This window comes from Desulfofundulus salinus (assembly GCF_003627965.1).
Taxonomy (GTDB): domain Bacteria; phylum Bacillota; class Desulfotomaculia; order Desulfotomaculales; family Desulfovirgulaceae; genus Desulfofundulus; species Desulfofundulus salinus.
Map to the genome: position 1 here is coordinate 2,393,804 of NZ_RBWE01000001.1, position 16,161 is coordinate 2,409,964.

The 16,161-nt window shown below is 53.9% G+C and carries 18 protein-coding genes and 2 tRNA genes; 13 read left to right on the forward strand and 7 right to left on the reverse strand.

Annotated features, from left to right (window positions below; genetic code table 11):
- Positions 1-303: 303 nt before the first annotated feature.
- From D7024_RS12140 to D7024_RS12150, 3 genes are all read left to right on the forward strand, one after another.
- Positions 304-392 (forward strand) — tRNA-Leu (locus tag D7024_RS12140).
- Positions 393-563: 171 nt separating this feature from the next.
- Positions 564-1,373: a DUF169 domain-containing protein gene (locus D7024_RS12145; RefSeq protein WP_121452040.1), complete on the forward strand. Its 810-nt coding sequence runs from the start codon at positions 564-566 to the stop codon at positions 1,371-1,373.
- A 40-nt stretch (positions 1,374-1,413) separates the two neighbouring features.
- On the forward strand, positions 1,414-2,076 hold the full coding sequence (locus D7024_RS12150) for a class I SAM-dependent methyltransferase (protein ID WP_121452041.1): 663 nt from the start codon (positions 1,414-1,416) through the stop codon (positions 2,074-2,076).
- A 203-nt stretch (positions 2,077-2,279) separates the two neighbouring features.
- On the opposite strand, the gene D7024_RS12155 is transcribed toward D7024_RS12150, so the two are convergent.
- Both D7024_RS12155 and D7024_RS12160 read right to left on the reverse strand, forming a co-directional pair.
- Positions 2,280-2,465 carry a hypothetical protein gene (locus D7024_RS12155; protein WP_121452042.1) on the reverse strand — a complete coding sequence of 62 codons (186 nt, stop codon included), beginning with the start codon at positions 2,463-2,465 and terminating at the stop codon, positions 2,280-2,282.
- Positions 2,466-2,782: 317 nt separating this feature from the next.
- Positions 2,783-2,865, reverse strand: a tRNA-Leu gene (locus D7024_RS12160).
- A 120-nt stretch (positions 2,866-2,985) separates the two neighbouring features.
- On the opposite strand from D7024_RS12160, the gene D7024_RS12165 reads away from it, so the two are divergent.
- The 7 genes from D7024_RS12165 to D7024_RS12195 all read left to right on the forward strand — a co-directional run bounded on the left by D7024_RS12165 (position 2,986) and on the right by D7024_RS12195 (position 8,431).
- The gene (locus tag D7024_RS12165; RefSeq protein ID WP_121452043.1) at positions 2,986-4,062 is read left to right on the forward strand and encodes a hypothetical protein; all 1,077 of its coding nucleotides are present in this window, start codon (positions 2,986-2,988) and stop codon (positions 4,060-4,062) included.
- A gap of 78 nt (positions 4,063-4,140) precedes the next feature.
- A complete protein-coding gene (locus D7024_RS12170; RefSeq protein WP_125185652.1) occupies positions 4,141-4,482 on the forward strand; it encodes a hypothetical protein in 342 nt (113 codons plus the stop codon).
- A 127-nt stretch (positions 4,483-4,609) separates the two neighbouring features.
- Complete coding sequence (locus D7024_RS12175) at positions 4,610-6,862, forward strand: dynamin family protein (protein ID WP_121452045.1); 2,253 nt, start codon at positions 4,610-4,612, stop codon at positions 6,860-6,862.
- Entirely contained in the window at positions 6,829-7,023 is a 195-nt protein-coding gene (locus D7024_RS12180; protein ID WP_121452046.1) for a hypothetical protein, read from the forward strand. The genes D7024_RS12175 and D7024_RS12180 overlap by 34 nt, the downstream gene beginning before the upstream one ends.
- 11 nt (positions 7,024-7,034) lie before the next feature.
- Positions 7,035-7,301 carry a hypothetical protein gene (locus D7024_RS12185; RefSeq protein WP_121452047.1) on the forward strand — a complete coding sequence of 89 codons (267 nt, stop codon included), beginning with the start codon at positions 7,035-7,037 and terminating at the stop codon, positions 7,299-7,301.
- A gap of 4 nt (positions 7,302-7,305) precedes the next feature.
- Entirely contained in the window at positions 7,306-7,605 is a 300-nt protein-coding gene (locus tag D7024_RS12190) for a hypothetical protein (protein ID WP_121452048.1), read from the forward strand.
- A 91-nt stretch (positions 7,606-7,696) separates the two neighbouring features.
- A complete protein-coding gene (locus D7024_RS12195) occupies positions 7,697-8,431 on the forward strand; it encodes a hypothetical protein (protein WP_243113776.1) in 735 nt (244 codons plus the stop codon).
- A gap of 56 nt (positions 8,432-8,487) precedes the next feature.
- Here D7024_RS12195 and D7024_RS12200 read toward each other — a convergent pair whose 3' ends face one another.
- Positions 8,488-8,745, reverse strand: a complete 258-nt coding sequence (locus D7024_RS12200; protein WP_121452049.1) for a hypothetical protein — start codon at positions 8,743-8,745, stop codon at positions 8,488-8,490.
- Positions 8,746-8,928: 183 nt separating this feature from the next.
- Between D7024_RS12200 and D7024_RS12205 the strand changes: the two genes are divergently transcribed.
- Positions 8,929-9,903 carry an inorganic phosphate transporter gene (locus tag D7024_RS12205; RefSeq protein WP_121452050.1) on the forward strand — a complete coding sequence of 325 codons (975 nt, stop codon included), beginning with the start codon at positions 8,929-8,931 and terminating at the stop codon, positions 9,901-9,903.
- 17 nt (positions 9,904-9,920) lie between these two features.
- Here D7024_RS12205 and D7024_RS12210 read toward each other — a convergent pair whose 3' ends face one another.
- From D7024_RS12210 to hisG, 4 genes are all read right to left on the reverse strand, one after another.
- Complete coding sequence (locus D7024_RS12210) at positions 9,921-10,616, reverse strand: rhomboid family intramembrane serine protease (protein WP_121452051.1); 696 nt, start codon at positions 10,614-10,616, stop codon at positions 9,921-9,923.
- Between the two features lie 209 nt (positions 10,617-10,825).
- Positions 10,826-11,512, reverse strand: a complete 687-nt coding sequence (locus D7024_RS12215) for an acetate--CoA ligase family protein (protein WP_121452052.1) — start codon at positions 11,510-11,512, stop codon at positions 10,826-10,828.
- Positions 11,509-12,903: an acetate--CoA ligase family protein gene (locus D7024_RS12220; RefSeq protein ID WP_121452053.1), complete on the reverse strand. Its 1,395-nt coding sequence runs from the start codon at positions 12,901-12,903 to the stop codon at positions 11,509-11,511. Before D7024_RS12220 ends, D7024_RS12215 begins: the two co-directional genes overlap by 4 nt.
- A gap of 176 nt (positions 12,904-13,079) precedes the next feature.
- Positions 13,080-13,958 carry an ATP phosphoribosyltransferase gene (hisG, locus tag D7024_RS12225; RefSeq protein ID WP_435374062.1) on the reverse strand — a complete coding sequence of 293 codons (879 nt, stop codon included), beginning with the start codon at positions 13,956-13,958 and terminating at the stop codon, positions 13,080-13,082.
- Positions 13,959-14,114: 156 nt separating this feature from the next.
- On the opposite strand from hisG, the gene D7024_RS12230 reads away from it, so the two are divergent.
- Together D7024_RS12230 and D7024_RS12235 are read left to right on the forward strand one after the other, a co-directional pair.
- Positions 14,115-14,879 carry an LCP family protein gene (locus tag D7024_RS12230; protein ID WP_121452055.1) on the forward strand — a complete coding sequence of 255 codons (765 nt, stop codon included), beginning with the start codon at positions 14,115-14,117 and terminating at the stop codon, positions 14,877-14,879.
- A 122-nt stretch (positions 14,880-15,001) separates the two neighbouring features.
- Complete coding sequence (locus D7024_RS12235) at positions 15,002-16,150, forward strand: amidase domain-containing protein (RefSeq protein WP_121452056.1); 1,149 nt, start codon at positions 15,002-15,004, stop codon at positions 16,148-16,150.
- Positions 16,151-16,161: the final 11 nt, after the last annotated feature.

Sequence of the window (16,161 nt, forward strand, 5' to 3'; positions counted from 1 at the left end):
GGAATAAATTTGAGGAGCCTGGTAAAGGCGGCCTGACAAGGACCAATCGGAGAAATTGCACTACGGGAAGGGCGCCCCAAGGGGGTGTTAGGGTAAGTATGCCCTTTGACAGGGGTGGTAAAGGATAAATAAGCCACTTGTCCCAATATAAGGTTAATCTCCCTGTCCTATGCCTTGGAAAACGTCCATGTCTGGTATGGGCGTTAGCCTCCCAGAGGGCAAAAATGTTTACAACGCAAATAGCTCCAGAGGTTGGGGCATTGACAATTCACCGGCGCTGTGCTAATATTTAAATTACTGTATGCCGAAGTGGTGGAACTGGCAGACGCGCCGGACTCAAAATCCGGTGGGGCTCACACCCCGTGCGGGTTCGACTCCCGCCTTCGGCACCAGAAAAATAAAGGCTTCCGAAGCATGGAAGCCTTTATTTTTTTCCGAACCATAATTGCAAATCCACCCCCGTGAATAATACTGGTAATAAGGTGGTTATACTTCCCCAGCCAGGCAGGAATTTACCTGCCGGCGGAGAAACTTTTTTAAACTTTATCTGGGGGGCGAGAATTATGCAGAGTAAAATTGCCGCGGCCATGAAGCTCAAGTATTCCCCGGTGGCGATCCTGTTAACTAACGAAAAACCGGAAGGAGCACTGCAGTTCAAGGAAGGGCGCTGGGGCTGCGTGGTAGCCATGTTCACCGCTGCCGCTAAAGGCCGGACGGCTGTATTTGACCGGAAAACCTTTGGTTGCCCTGGCGGCGGCGTCGGGCTGGGATTCGGCAACCAGTACGTCAATTTTCCCGGCGGCATTGAATACTTTATCTCCACCGGCAACAAGGACTTTTGCCGCAGCGAGATGGGAAAAAACCTAGTGCGCAACCTGCCGGCCCTGGAAGAAGGGGAGCGCTACTTTAAATCACCGGAAATAGCAAAGAAGTTCGTGGATGCCCTGCCCATAACTGATGTTCCCACCACCTATGTGGTATTCAAACCTCTGGCAGAAGTAACCCCCGGAGAAACTCCCGCCGTTATCGTTTTCCTGGCCAATCCCGACCAGCTGTCGGCCTTAACTGTGCTGGCCAATTACGAGAGCGGCGGCCGGCTGAACGTCATCGCACCCTTTGGGGCCGGCTGCCATACCATCTTCCTCATCCCTTATGCCGAAGGCAAGTCGGAACACCCCCGGGCAGTAATCGGCTTGACCGACATATCCGCGCGCAAGCATGTGGACAAGGACCTGCTCTCCTTTGCCGTGCCTTACAAAATGTTCCTGCAGATGGAAAGCAATGTAGAGGGCAGCTTTTTGGAACAAGAAAACTGGATGCAGGTGCTGGAAAGGAATAAGCAGGTGGCCAGGGTTTCAAAAGAAGTGACTTGAAAACGAAGCCACAGGTAGTCATTAAAAAGAGGCGGAACATATGCATGGGTTGAACGTATCCACCAGAGAGATCACCATTTTTTTGCCGGGGTTAACCCTGTCCCTTTTGGTGGCCAGAAATGTGGAAGATTTAATCACAGATCCCGCGGATGAGGATAACATTCCTTTATGGGCCGAAATCTGGCCCGCAGCCAGAGGCCTGGCCCGGTACATCTGGGAAAACATTACCTTTTCCGGCGACACCGTTTTAGAATTAGGTGCCGGGGTTGGTTTGCCGGGCCTGGTCTGCGGACTTAAAGGAGCCAGAGTAACCTTTTCCGACTACAAGCCCGAAGCTTTGCAGCTTTGCATGGCCAACGCCGGACTTAACGGGGTAAAGGAAGCTGATTGCCTGCTGGCCGACTGGCGGGATTTTAAAATGGTCCGCCAATTCGATTGGATTATTGGCTCAGATATTCTCTATGACCCCAAATTTCATCCTTTCCTGACCGATATTTTCAACCGTTGCCTGAGGCCGGACGGCCAGCTCCTCATCTCCCACCCGGGGCGACCGGCCACATTTAACTTTTTGAAGGAATGGCTGCAAGAAAATGGCCACGTGGTAGCAGAAAAACTGATTCCCGTAACCACCGAAGATCCCTATTTCCCCCACTACGATATATACATCCATCACTATTTAATGCGCCCAACACAGGCAAAATAACCCCGGATGTAGAGCAATGATGCACAGGGTGAAGCCCCCCTTTTTTGCAAGCCGCCTTAAAGGCCAGGGGCTCCCCTTATTGGGGAGCCCCTGGCACTTCTCAATGAAGAGAAGCCCGGCACAACATGCCCGGCGTGATAAGTCTATGGGTTAGAGAGTTTCATGTTGAAGATGTTACGTTACCTCATGTATGTTATGTGGCTTTAGCCACTTAACAGGGAACGGCTTTCGCTGGGCAAATTCCGCGATAAGGCTTTTTTATGCCCCCGGACCAGGCGTAACTTTGGCCCGGCCTGATCATTTTTAAGCATCTCCGCACGCATCAACTCGGCCTGACAGAATGGTTCTTCCAGGTATTTGGTTACCAGCTGCTTTATCCATTCCCGCATTTCACTCACTCCTTTCGGATGCCACCTCAGCGGGATTAATTTAATTTTACAAAGGTAAAGCAAGGTGGAAAATACTTTTCCCGCCAATTGCCTGTTTAGCCTGGCGAGTTTTTCACAAACTCAGGAAATCTACCAAATACTTAGGCGAACTGTTCACAAGCCTCCCGCAAATGCCGGGGCGGCACGGGGAAAAAGAAAACGTGGACTTAATTTGCCCACGATAAAAGGCTTACTTAATTCCGGCATGGAATTATGAGCAGAACCTGTTAGAAACAACCTGAAAAAACTGAACCGCACATTTCAGTGCGGTGTGTGAGTGGTGTCGGAGGCGGGACTCGAACCCGCACGGTTTCCCACACGCCCCTCAAACGTGCGCGTCTGCCAGTTCCGCCACTCCGACATCGCATTTTTTATTATACGACTTACAAAGCCCTTCTGTCAAGGGTATAATATTTTTACAGCCGACGACCGCAGGTGCCAGAAACCTGCCCGGAATCTTACCGGAAAGGATCGAATGAGGATGTCCAATTCCATATGGCTTTACCGTTTGTACGACGTAGCGGAGGAAATCAAGCTGGACATCGTGGAACAAACGCTGGCCCATACCAAACTCACTTCCAGGCTGCGCCTTTCCCGGGCGCGACTGAAATCCATACATATCCCCAATCCTCCCGTGACCGTGGAACTGGGGGAAGAATGGATCAAGCTGGGCCGGCGGGATTTCCGCGTCCGTTTTACCGGCAAGATTTACGACCTGGGCGTGGTCAGCCTGATTATGCACATTTTGCTCCCTATGGGATTCAGCTACCAGGAGATCAGGGATCTGGCCGTGTATTTAAGTGAAAACGAAGAAACGGAAGGGATAACGGAAGGGATTTTCCAGAGCAAGCTGGAAGAAGTAATAAAAGGCCTGGGCAAAGCCATGATTCACCCGGGACTGCGGGGAGCCGAGGAAGACTATATTTTGTTTTTCTTCCAGGAATGGAATCAGGACTGGGATCCGGTGCCCCTGTTGCTGGCTGAACCGGAACCGGTAAGCCCCCAGGTGCGCAGGGAAACCCTGCAGCATTCCTTCTCCTATGGCCCGGATGATCTCACCATCATTACCTGGGCCTCGGCCCTGGTATACGACGCGGCCGGCAGTCACGACATTCCCGATCTTCTTGAATTTGCCCTGACCCAATTGCTGGAACTCCGCTATTACGATAACCTGCTCAGCGAAGAAATGGGCAAAATGTACGATGACATTGAAGAAGCCGAACGGGTTACCCAGTTGCGGCGCCTGGGGCACTATCGCCACATTATGAACCGTTTAATGGAACTGGTAGTTGACATAAACGAAATCCTGGAAAGGATTCAAAACTCCCTCAAAGTAACGGAAGATGTGTTCTATGCCCGGGTGTACGGGGCCGCTTTGTCCGTCTTCCGTACCAGGGCCTGGGTGGAAAGCATTCAACGCAAACTCTCGGTAATTATGCAAAATTACACCATGCTGAGCAACCGGCTGGTAAACCAGCAGTCCGTCCTGCTGGAACTGGCCATCGTGCTGCTTTTTTTGCTGGAAATTTTTCTCACTCTTCCTTCCCTTATCCACTAGCATTTTACCGAAATTTCGTTTATCTGATCAATACAAACCTGGAACCAAAAGAAATATGTACATAAAGGAGTGCCGATGGTGAGCGATATGAGCCCAGACGTCCAAAATTTGCTGGCTTTTTTACAAAACCTGCAGGAAAAAACCGTACCGGAAATAAGCCAGGCCTGTGCGCAGAAAATCCACCGCATGGAGCTTACCGGCGATCCCGACCGGGCTCTGGTGGAGCATTTAAAGTCCATGATCCTGCTTATCCGGCACCTGCGTCGACCCCCCGTAGCCCGGGACGAAAAGGTGCGGCGATTTTTAATCGAGTTTTTTACCAGGATACAACAGCACGACCGCCGGGCAAAACATGTACTCGAGGTGCTGCATAAAATGGACTCCAGCAATCAACAAACCGGTAATTCAACTGCCGGTTAATTGTTCATACCGCACCTCCCCGGATGTCATATTTGTCCCACAATGCTAATATATAGCAGATAGGCAGGTGGACGGTATTCCCCGGCCGGGCGAAACCGGCCGGACCTTTCGGGGAGCGTGTTTTTAAATGACGGGTATATTTTTTGAATTGCGGGAAAGGTACCTCCCGCACCGCCCTGCACCCACCCTCGCCGTCGTCGGATCGTGTAACGCGGGAAAATCCACCCTGATTAATGCCCTCCTGGAGGAAGAAATTTCGCCGGTGGATGTACTGCCGGCTACACCCTGCCCCATCTTTTTTTGCTACGGGGAAGCCTTTTCAGCATCCGTGGGCGGTAGACTCATCAAACAAACCCAATCCGGACGGGATCTGGCCTTCCTGCTGCGTCAAAAAAACATCTGCCGGAACCAGGTTGAAATCACCCTGCCCAATCCCCGGCTCAAAAAGTGCACCTTAATTGACACTCCGGGGCTGGATTCCGCCAACCAGAACCAGTTGCTTAAAGAAATCATTCCCCTGGCAGATTTTATCCTCTATCTGTTCCACCAGCGGGGTCTTGATGACCGGGACCGCTATTTCCTGTACCGTTTAAAAGGGAGCCCGTTCCTCCACAGCTTTAACCGGATTTCCTTCTGGGTTAACAGCAATTGCGGCCACCCGGACGGCAGCGCCCTTGCGTCCACCCGGGCCGCATTGGGGGAAATTTTTGGCCGGGAGTTGCCGGTCAACTATCTGGACACCAAAAATAAAGAGAGCGTTGAAAACCTGCGGCTGTTTATTGAGGCAGAGATGGCCCACCTGACTTTAAAGGAAATTGAAAAGCTGTTCAAGGAAGAAGACAAGCACATTCCCCGCCAGCTGGCCAGGGCGCTTTCCATCAAGGAAGACGGGCAGTTTCTCAGCGCGTTCTGGGATATTTACGAACGTGCCCGGGCGGCGCTGGAAACCGGGCGGCAGTTCGGGATGCTGCAGCAAATGCGCTCCGGGATCCGGGAAAGACTGGCCGCGTATAACCGGAAAGTCCTCCCGGTGCAGGTATCCCCCGCTGCCACCAGGGAGGCGTGGCAAATCGTTAATTTTTCTTTAATTAAGGAGCGCCTGCTCAATTTATTGCAGCGTTTACTGAAGGACCCGGCTCTAAAGTCGCCTGCTGCACGCGAACGCCTGAGGGAGCTGGCCAAAAGCATGGCCAATGACCGCTTTTTTATCACCCTCTGGGGGCCCTTCTCCTCGGGGAAAAGCACTTTTCTCAATGCCCTGATGCAGGAGGCCCTGCTGCCAGCCCAGGATAAATCCACCACTTCCTCCATTATCCGGCTGCACTATGGGCCGGAAAAACTGGCGGTGGCCCATTACCCCCTGCAGGTTACCCTTTCCCTTCTCGATGAAAGGGACGGGGAAGTTTTCCTGTGCCGGGAGGAACTGGCCGCCCTGGACGGCTGGCTAAAGAAACCAAATTTCCTTAACACCGTCAGGGAAATTGAGGTATGCATCGGGGGGAAATTTTCGCAGGTAGACATGGCACAGTTGCGCACTCTCTTTGCCAGAACCCAAAACCTTTTCCGCCCGCCGGCCTTCCCGGCGAGCATTAACAGCCCCGTTCCGGCCATCACCCGTTCCATACCGGCAAAGCGGGCCACCCGGGCGGTAACGGCAGTTCGCTTCTCCTTTCATAATGCCCGGGAGAAAACCTATCACCTGGCAGATCCAAACGAATTTATGGAATTTAAACATCTCATCGTCACCCCCGAAGAAGCAATACTTGTAGACGGAATCGACATCTATCATCCGGCCGAAATGTTCAAACTGGCCACCTTTGTAGATACTCCGGGAATAGATTCGGTGCACACCCGCTATACAAAAACCGTTACCAGCTGGCTGAGCAAAAGTGATGTACACCTGGTCTTTTTCAACGGCCGGCATATGCTTTCCCCCACCCACCGGGATCTTCTCCGGCACATGGTCTTTCCGGAAAAATTTTGGGAGAACTGTTTTTGCGTGATTAATTTTGCTGATACCTTAAACCGCAATGAAAAAGAGCGGGTGGCAGCGTTCCTGCGCCGGGAACTGGCCCCGTCAGCGCCCCCCGAAATCCATTTCATTTCCGCCCTGGATGCCCTCAAGGATAAAAACAACTTTGCTTTTAACCAGTTTCTGCGCCGCCTGGAGCGGTTCGTCCTCACTCAACGGGGCGAGAATGTCCTCCTGCGCCGCATCGAGCAAATAAAGGAGCTGTTAACCATGGACTGCCACGAACCATCCCCAGCCGGGCGGGTGCTGGAAAAATATTGCCGGGAGCTGGAGGAGATCCGGGTGATACTTAAGCAACCGGGAGGTTATCGCTTATGGAAAATGCCCGCGTCCTTGAGGAAAGGTTAAAGCGCATTATCCGTGAGGTAAGCAATCACACCGGAAATGAAATTAAACAAGACTTGTTGGTGGATCTGGAAAAAGAAGTAACAGCTATCGTCCGTCAAAATTCCCAGCAGGAAGTAACCCGCTTCTTAACCCTGCTCAAAGGGGCCATTCATCAAATTTAGGAGGGATTTTCATGTCCGTCAGGCAAACGGCCCAGGATGAAGCGATTCAGGCGTTGATGAAGGAAATCCTGGTGGCCTTGCGTGAAAAATTACTGCAACCTTTCGTTCAGGAAATAAACCAGCTGTCCCGTGCTGTAGGTGAACTGCAAGAACAGCAAACTGCTTTTTACCGGGAAACCCGGGAATTAATCAACCAGCTGGAAAACCGGGTGACGGAAACCCCCCTGGTTACACTCACTGCCTTGCGGGATGCCATTCAGCAGGCAAAGGAGGGTTAACGCCATGGCTACCGCACAGGGCAAGGAAAAAGAGGTAGTGGATTCCCTGGCCCAAACCATCCGCCAGCGGATCGTCACCCCCACTGAAAGGCGGTTTAAACAACTGGACGGGCAGGTAACCAGTTTGAACGCCGCCCTGCACGATAGATACCAGGAGTGGCGCTCGGCCATGGAGGAACTGGAAAAACGCGTCACCCGCCTGGAACAGGAGCTTTCCCAGGCAGAAAAGCAAATCCGGGGACTGGCCTTTGCCCTCGCCCTGCTCCTGGCCGGAGCCAGTTTTTTGCTCCTCAAGGGGTGGTAGACGAAAATTTGCCTTTCCGGTAGGAAAACGAAATACAGAGGTAGAAGAATATCCAGCACAATCCAATCTATCCCGGGCGGGGGTATTCAAGTTGTATCCTCAAACCCACGTTTACTTCGCCGAGAGAGTTTGCGGGGAACTTTCGGACGCCATGGTTTTAGGCAGTATTTTCCCCGATATGATTGCCGCCCTGGCCCCGGGCCGCGAAGAAAGCCACGGCCGGGGAAAAGAGCTGCTGGCCGCCCTGGAGGACGATCCCCAGCTGCGGGAATTTGCCCGGGGGGTATTGACCCACGGGGTTAATCCGGAAGGCCTGGATTACTATGGGGACGAAAAATACCTTGATTACGAACGGGGTTACTGCTTTGAAAAGGGCCGCCCTTTAGTGGAGGAGACCATCCGGGCATGCAATCTGCCTCCGGCCATGGGCTGGTGGAAGAGCCATAACATTGTGGAGATGGGCATTGAACTCCTTATTGGCGAGGGGACTATTTACGGTCAGGCCCTGGCCGCCGCCTTTCGCAATGCCGGCCTGATCGATAAAATCAGCCGGCGGGTGGCCCCGCTATACGGGGTGGAGCCCCGCCGGCTTTACCAGCGCATCCACAACTTCCCCCATTATATTGAAATTGCCCGGCTCACCCCCCGCACCCTGGCGGCCAAGTACGACGTGCAGATGTTCTATAAACACCGCATCCACATCGACATCGAGCGTACGGCCCGGCTTATTGCCACGGCCCGGCACATGGTGGAAACGGACCTGGAGGAATTTTTTAAGCACGCAGAAGAACAGGTGCGGCAAAACATGCTCAAAGCAGGGGCTTAGGAACCTATAGCAAAAAGTCCCGGCCATGCCTGACCGGGATTTTTTATTTGAGGAATTTACATTAATGCCGGCCCCAGGGCAACCGACTTTACCACCACTCCTTCGATCTGCTGTAAATCCTCCTCCAGCGTCTTGCGCTCGCTTTCATCGGCCTCCATGGTCAGGGTAATAATCCCCCGCTTACGGCTGGGATCCGGAATCCCCGACCGGCTTAAAATCCTGGAACCGTGCCTGGTAAGGACCTGCTGAACTTCCGGCGCCCTGTCTGCCCGCCCATCCACTAAAATCCCCACCACACAAATATCCTTTTGCATTACCACCATCCTCCTCCAGCCTTTCTTTTTAGCGGAACTCGGATGACCACACCCGTATCTCCGGTACTTGTATCCTAGTATTTACCCTGCTGGTAGTTTTTATTTCAACGGATAGTAGAGTAAGGTAATTGGCCCAAAACATGGTTAATATGCTTTTAAAAAAAAGCAAAGGGGCTAGTCCATGTGTGTGAGGTCCTTGTGCTGGTCATTTGCCTGGCCCTGGCCTTTGATTTTATTAATGGTTTCCATGATACTGCCAACGCCGTGGCCACCTCCCTGGCCACCGGCGCCCTGACACCCCGCTCCGCCATCCTTCTGGCCACCACCATGAACTTTCTGGGGGCTATGACATTTACCGGGGTGGCTCTGACCATTGCCGAAGGCATTGTCGATACCGCCACCCTCTTTAATAACCCTAAAACCATTTCGGCCGCCCTGCTGGCGGCCATTGTCTGGAACCTGTTAACCTGGTTTGGCGGGCTGCCCAGCAGTTCTTCCCACGCCCTGGTAGGCGCCTTAACCGGAGCTGCCCTGGCCGCAGCGGGCCTGAGGGGGGTCAACCTTGCCGGGCTTACCACTATTTTTCAGGCCATGGCCCTGTCCCTACCCCTGGCCGTAACTACCGGTTTTGTGGTCATGACGGTCGTGTTTTGCTTGACCGGGGGCCGGGCCAGTCCCCGTCTAAACCGCCGGTTCAGACACTGGCAACGCCTGGCCGCCGCCCTCCAGGCCTTTTCCCATGGTACCAACGACGCGCAAAAAACCATGGGGGTAATTACCCTGGCCCTGGTCCTGACCGGATACCAGGAGAGTTTTATGGTCCCCCTGTGGGTCAAGGTCCTTTCAGCCCTGGCCCTGGCACTGGGAACCTCCTGCGGCGGCTGGCGGATCATCCGTACGGTGGGCAGGGGCATCACCCACCTGGATCCGCCCGCGGGTTTTGCCGCCGATACGGGCTCGGCCCTGGTCATTTTGACGGCCACCCTTTTGGGATTACCCGTCAGCACCACCCATGTCATTTCTTCTTCCATCACCGGAGTGGGCCTTACCCGGGGAGCAAAGGCCGTATCCTGGTCCACGGTGGCCAGAATTCTTTTAGCCTGGGTTTTCACCCTGCCGGCCACCACCGCCCTGGGAGCACTGTTTTACTTCCTTTGATAATAATACGTACACCATTACCACCAGGGGTAATCGTTACGTATCCGGCTACGGGGAGTCAAAAGCTTCATCAGAATCATTCCGGCTATAAAACCACCTACATGGGCCCACCAGGCCACCGGGTTGACCACCCCACCCAGGGAGGCCGCCCCGTTAAAGAGCTGGATGACAAACCACAGGGCCAGGAAAATTACCGCCGGCACCTCCATCAGGGTGAGGAAAAAGAACACCGGCACCAGGGCCAGGATCCTTGAATGGCGAAAGGTAACAAAGTACCCGCCCAGAACCCCGGCAATTGCCCCGCTGGCACCGATAACCGGTACGGGTGAAGCGGGGTTGGCCAGTACATGGGCCAGGCTTCCTACCACGCCGCAGAGCAGGTAAAAGAGGAGAAAACGAAAGTGACCCAGCCGGTCCTCCACATTATCCCCGAATATCCACAGGTACAGCATGTTGCCCCCGAGGTGTACCCACCCGCCATGCAAAAACATGGCCGTAATAAAAGGTATTAACAGTGGTTCCAGCGGGGCCCCGGTTTGCAGGGCATGGGTTACCCGGGCGGGGATAACGCCCAGGTTATAGAAAAGCTCGCTCAGTTGTGCCTGGGAAAGTCCCAATTCTTTAAAAAAGAAAACCCAGAGGTTGATCAAAATTAAAAGCCAGTTCACAAAGGGCCTGCGTCGCGGGCGGATGCTGTCGCGTAAAGGAATCACGAAATCAACCCTTTTCTGTATTTATTGCCGGAAGTAGCTACAGGCTCCAGAGAACCGAAGCCTGTGGTCACTCCTCCACTATAGCATATACTTTCGCGACCATTTCTGACAAGGATTTTTATGGATAGTGTTGCTCACCCGACAAAGGTATATTTACCACATCTTAAGGAAAATACAAGCGGGCCGCCAGGTCACCCGGCCGGAAAATATTACCCTGCCAGTACAAGTCGGGCATCCAACACCAGCGCCCCCCGGTCATAAACAACTACCGGATTTAAATCCATCTCCTGGATTTGCGGATAACTGGCCACCAGATCGGAAACCTTAACCAATATATTGACGAGAGCCTCTTCGTCTGCGGGCGGGGCACCCCGGTACCCGGCCAGCAGCCGGTACCCCCGCAAGGACCGGATCATGTTCCGGGCCACACCGGGATTTACGGGAACTAAACGAAAACTGACATCCCCCAAAATTTCCGTGAAAACCCCTCCCAGCCCGCACATGAGCACGGGTCCGAACTGCCGGTCGGTAGTAACCCCGACAATCATTTCCCTACCCAGCGGGGCCATGGGCTGCACCGTTACTGCAGCCGCGGGATCTGTTGCCCTCGCCCGGGCCATGATCTCCCGGTAGGCCAGGCGCACCTGCTGGCTATCCACCAGGTTCAAGGCCACCCCACCTGTATCCGACTTGTGGGCGATTAAAGGGGACCGCACCTTTAACACCACGGGATAACCCAATTCCCCGGCCCGCTCCACCGCTTCCTCCTCATTATGAGCCAGGAGGCAGGGGGTCACGGGTATTCCCACCTTACCCAGAATTTCCTTCACCTCGTCCTCACATAAATACCGGCGCCCGGCAGCCCGGGCCTCTGCTAAGAATTCCGCAACGTTCACCGGCTGATCCCTCCTCGTTGCAGGGCGTAATGTAAAAGGGCCGAGACTCCCCAGGCCGCCTCCTCGGGGGTAATGTAGACGGGGATGTCCCGGGAGTGCAGGATTTCCCTCTCTTCCCTTACTTGTTCCTGGGTCGAAATGTACAGGGCCACCACCGGCTTACTACTTTGCTTTTGTGCGGCCAGGAGTTCGGAAGTGGGACAGCGCCAGTTCAGGTGAAGGCAGTAGGCAGCCACCAGCAGATCGATTCGCGGATCATCCAGCACCGCTTCCACCAGCCGGCCAAAGGTGGCTGCCTGCATCCCCTGTCCCGCCGCATCCAGAGGGTTTTTGAGCACCACCGGAGGGTTTTGTCCCAATACTCCTTTGATTCTTTCCATGGTACTTTCGGCAAAGGGAGGGAACACCCCGCCCCGTAAACCTGCTTCATCCAGCAGTACGATACTGGGACCTGCCGTATGGGTAACCACCCCCACCCCGTTTCCCCGGGGAATGGGAGCCATGGCCAGGGCTTTACAGGCAGCCACCATTTCTAAAGCACTCTCCACTACCAAAAGGCCGAACTGTTGCAGTATTTGTTTGTACATTTGATAGCTGCCGGCCATGCTGCCGGTATGGGTGAGGGCGGCAAAGTTCACCGCATCCGAACGCCCCACCTTATAAAAAACCACCGGTTTACGCCGGGCCACCTCCCCGGCTACCTGTACCAGCCGCCGGGCATCATCGGTGCCTTCAACAAAAACGCCAATGACCGCCGTGCTGTCGTCCCGGGCCAGGTATTCCAGGTAATCGCTTAATTCCAGGGTGCTGCGGTTGCCCACACCCACCCACTTGTTAATGCCCAGACCCTCATCCACGGCTTTTTGCAGTATGGTAAGCCCTACACCACCGCTCTGGCTGACGAAGGAAACCTTGCCCCGGGGTAACCGCAGGGGATAAAAAGTGGCGTTTAGATTGGCCCGGGTATTAATCAACCCCAGCGTGTTCGGGCCAACCACTTCCATATTATATTGCCGGGCCACGGCAATCAGGCGTTCCTCCAGGGCCTTCCCTGCCGGCCCCATTTCTCGAAAACCGCCTGCTACGCAGATGACTCCTTTCACTCCTTTTTTACCGCACTGCTCCACCACTTCCACGGTAGCAAACTGATTTACCCCAATTACCGCCACATCCACCGGTCCGGGCACTTCTTCCAGGGAACGGTATACCGGCAGGCCCTGCAAGCTCTCCAGGCGGGGATGTATTGGATAAATCTTGCCCTGAAACCCGGAGTAGATAAGACTTTGTAAAAGGTTGTAACCTACGCGGTCACTTGACCCGGTAACCCCTACCACGGCCACACTGCGGGGATAAAAAATACCGTTCAGCACCTCCAGTTTATTGCCGGACAATCGCGATCCCTCCCCATATGAATGATCCCCTTATGATTAAATTCTAAGAACTTTCTGATAAACCTTCCGGCCGGCAAAATTAAAACTTCCCCAACCCGGGGGAAGTTTAAAACATGGAGAAGTGCACATCCTGGCGAACTTCAGGGAGTTAACTCAGGACAACGCACAGTCCGCCTTTAGGGAATCACCTTGGTCAATGGATACTCGATGATATCCTCGGCACCGGTTCTTTTCAAGGCCGGGATCAAATCCCGCACCTTTTTCTCATCCATAATTACCTCCACCGCACACCAGTCGCAGTTCACCAGCTGGGAAATGGTGGGGTGTTTCATGGCCGGCAACAACGCCAGCACATCATCCAGCTTCTCCCTGGGCACGTTCATCTTTAAGCCTACCTTGGCGTCGGCCCGGAGCGCCCCCTGCAGCAGTACGGCCAGGTTTTCCAGTTTCTCCCGCTTCCAGGGATCCTCCCATGCCTTTTTGTTGGCATGGAGGCGGGGTGTTGATTGCAAAATGGTGGCAATCACCCTTAAATTGTTGGCCTTCAGCGAACTCCCGGTTTCCGTAAGATCAGCAATGGCATCCACCAGGTGAGGCACCTTAACCTCGGTGGCACCGTAGGAATACTCCACAAAAGCCTCTACACCGTGGCTGGCAAGAAACTTTTTGGTCACCCGGACCAGCTCGGTGGCAATGCGTTTATTTTGCAAATCGGCCACCGTCTGGATGTCGCTATCGTTGGCCACGGCCAGCACCAGCCGGATGGGGTTGGTGGTTTGTTTCGAGTAAACAAGTTCAGCCACCTCCACCACGTCGGCCTCATTTTCCATGATCCAGTCCAGGCCGCTGATGCCCGCATCCAGCACACCCTCATATACATAACGAGGGATTTCCTGGGCACGCATCAGCACTATTTCCAGCTCCGGATCGTCAACGCTGGGAAAGTAGGAGCGGCTCCTGACCGCTATATTAAAGCCGGCCCGTTTGAATAACTGAAAAGTGGCCTCCTGCAGGCTCCCCTTTGGTAAGCCCAAACGCAACTTCAAACAAAACACCCCCACAATCCTTTTTTGCTTTAATATGATAATATACTACCCGGTGAAACTATCATCCAGTATAGATCAGTCCCTTTCCCATGTCAATAGGAAGTTGCATAAATAGGAAAACCCGGTGCCAGAATAAATCTGGCACGGCAAAGGAGGTTACGAGCGTTGAATTCCCGGAAGTTGTTATGGTACACCCTTCTTGCAGTGTTTACCTTATTTATTTTTTTAAACACGGCCACTGAAGTCTGTGCGGAACAACAGCAGCCCGACAAACTGCAAAATAAACAAAACCTGACCACCACCACGGAAAACGTTCTTATTTTTTGGACCGACGGTCCAAAATTAAAGGCCCTCACTCTGATGGCCATCACCCCGCGCAAGAAACCGGTGGGCATTGTCTCCATCCCCATAAACACCCGCATCCACGACATCTGGGGCGTAAAAACGCTGGAGGAACTCTACCATAAAACGGGACGGGAAGGGACGACGGCATACCTGGAAAAACGCTTCGGCATACCCATCAACCATTACGTGGATATCAGCCAGGCCACCCTGACCCGCACCAGCGAGGCGCTGGGACCGGTGGAGATGGCGGGCAAACAAACTTCACTGCTGGAGGTATTTGAGGGAACTTATACCAACCAGCGCATGGACCTGCAAACAGAAATCCGGGCCCTGGCGGCAAGGTTGATTGAGCCGGCCGTGTTGATCAAATTGCCGCGCCTTTTGTGGATTTTTACCAGCGGGGTGGAAACAAACCTGGGCATGGGCCATATCCTGACCCTTTACCAGGCCCTGCAGGGGAACGGCCCGGAAATCCTGCGCAAGCAGGCCCTCCCCGGGCGGGATTATTTTGTCGGCCCCGCCAAATACCGCGAGGTATCCCCGGACGCCTGGAACCGGGTGCTACGGGAAGTAACCTGCACTTAAAACGCGACCGCTCGGACGAGCGGCTTTTTCATTCAGACAGAGTTACCATTATTAAACGCGCAAACACTTTATAACCGCAGGAAAATATATTAACGGCAGAAAAGCTAAAAGGGAGGAGCATTATGTTGTTGCAAAAAATTATTCTATCACTAATAATTGTCAGTATGGCCGGCATTCTTGGGGCTTCAAATTGCACAGCTACCGAGTCGCCCGTCTCAAAAAAGGAACTGGAAACCACGGTTAAGGAAATATTTGACACCCGTGCCCGGGCCATTATCACCGGAGCCGATCCCGCCCCGGCCCTGGTCTGCTACGACACCGGGGCCAAGCTGGGCCGCTGGGCCCTTGCCCATGAGGAACACAAGCTGAGTTTTGTACAATGCTGGGCTAAAAAAAGGGGGGTGCAAATTATTGAAGCGAAACCAGCGATACGTATTCCCTGGTCGCAGGTACGGGAAGATACCGCGGAGTTTGTTGTCCATCAGACCCTTCAGTTAGGGTATGTTTACCCCCATGACCCTACCATCAACCGCTTTGGCATCGGCACCCGGCACTGGATGGAACTGGTGAAAAAGGGCGGCAAATGGCTTATCCGGAAGGACTTTTACACTGACGGCCTGGGTGATGACACCCTGGTACCTAAACCCACTCCCGCTGATGGCCCTGCTTATATAGGTACGGTTGTAAAATCTGATTCCATTCAAAACTATACAAAGGGGGTTTTCGACCGGGAGGGGGCAGCCCGGTACGCGGATAATTACGCTGGCCTGGCCTGGGGGGCCGGCAACAACCACAAATACAACCCCCGTTACCGCGACCTTAACGGCAACGGCGGAGACTGCACCAATTTTGTGTCCCAGTGCCTGGGGGACCAGGAAGGGGGTAAGCTCCCCATGGACGGCACCTGGTACTACCGCTACGACCGCAACGGCGGTTCGGGCAGCCGGGCCTGGGTGCAAACCGAGGCCTTTGCAAGCTGGCTTTTGTACAGCGGCCATGCCCGGCGTATAGCCCGGGGCACCTTCCCGGAATTGAACCAGCCCAGCGCCAAATTTCCCCGGGGAGCCGTACGGGAACTGCAAAAAGGGGATGTGATTGGCTACGAGGAAAAGGGGCGCATCGAGCATTTTGCCATTGTGGTTGGGACGGACTCCCGGGGTTACCCGGTGGTGGACGCCCATACCGTGGACCGCTACCACTGTCCCTGGGATATGGGGTGGGACAAGAAGACCGTTTTTCACCTCTTCCGGGTTAATGACGGCTCAAAATAACTATCAAAGGC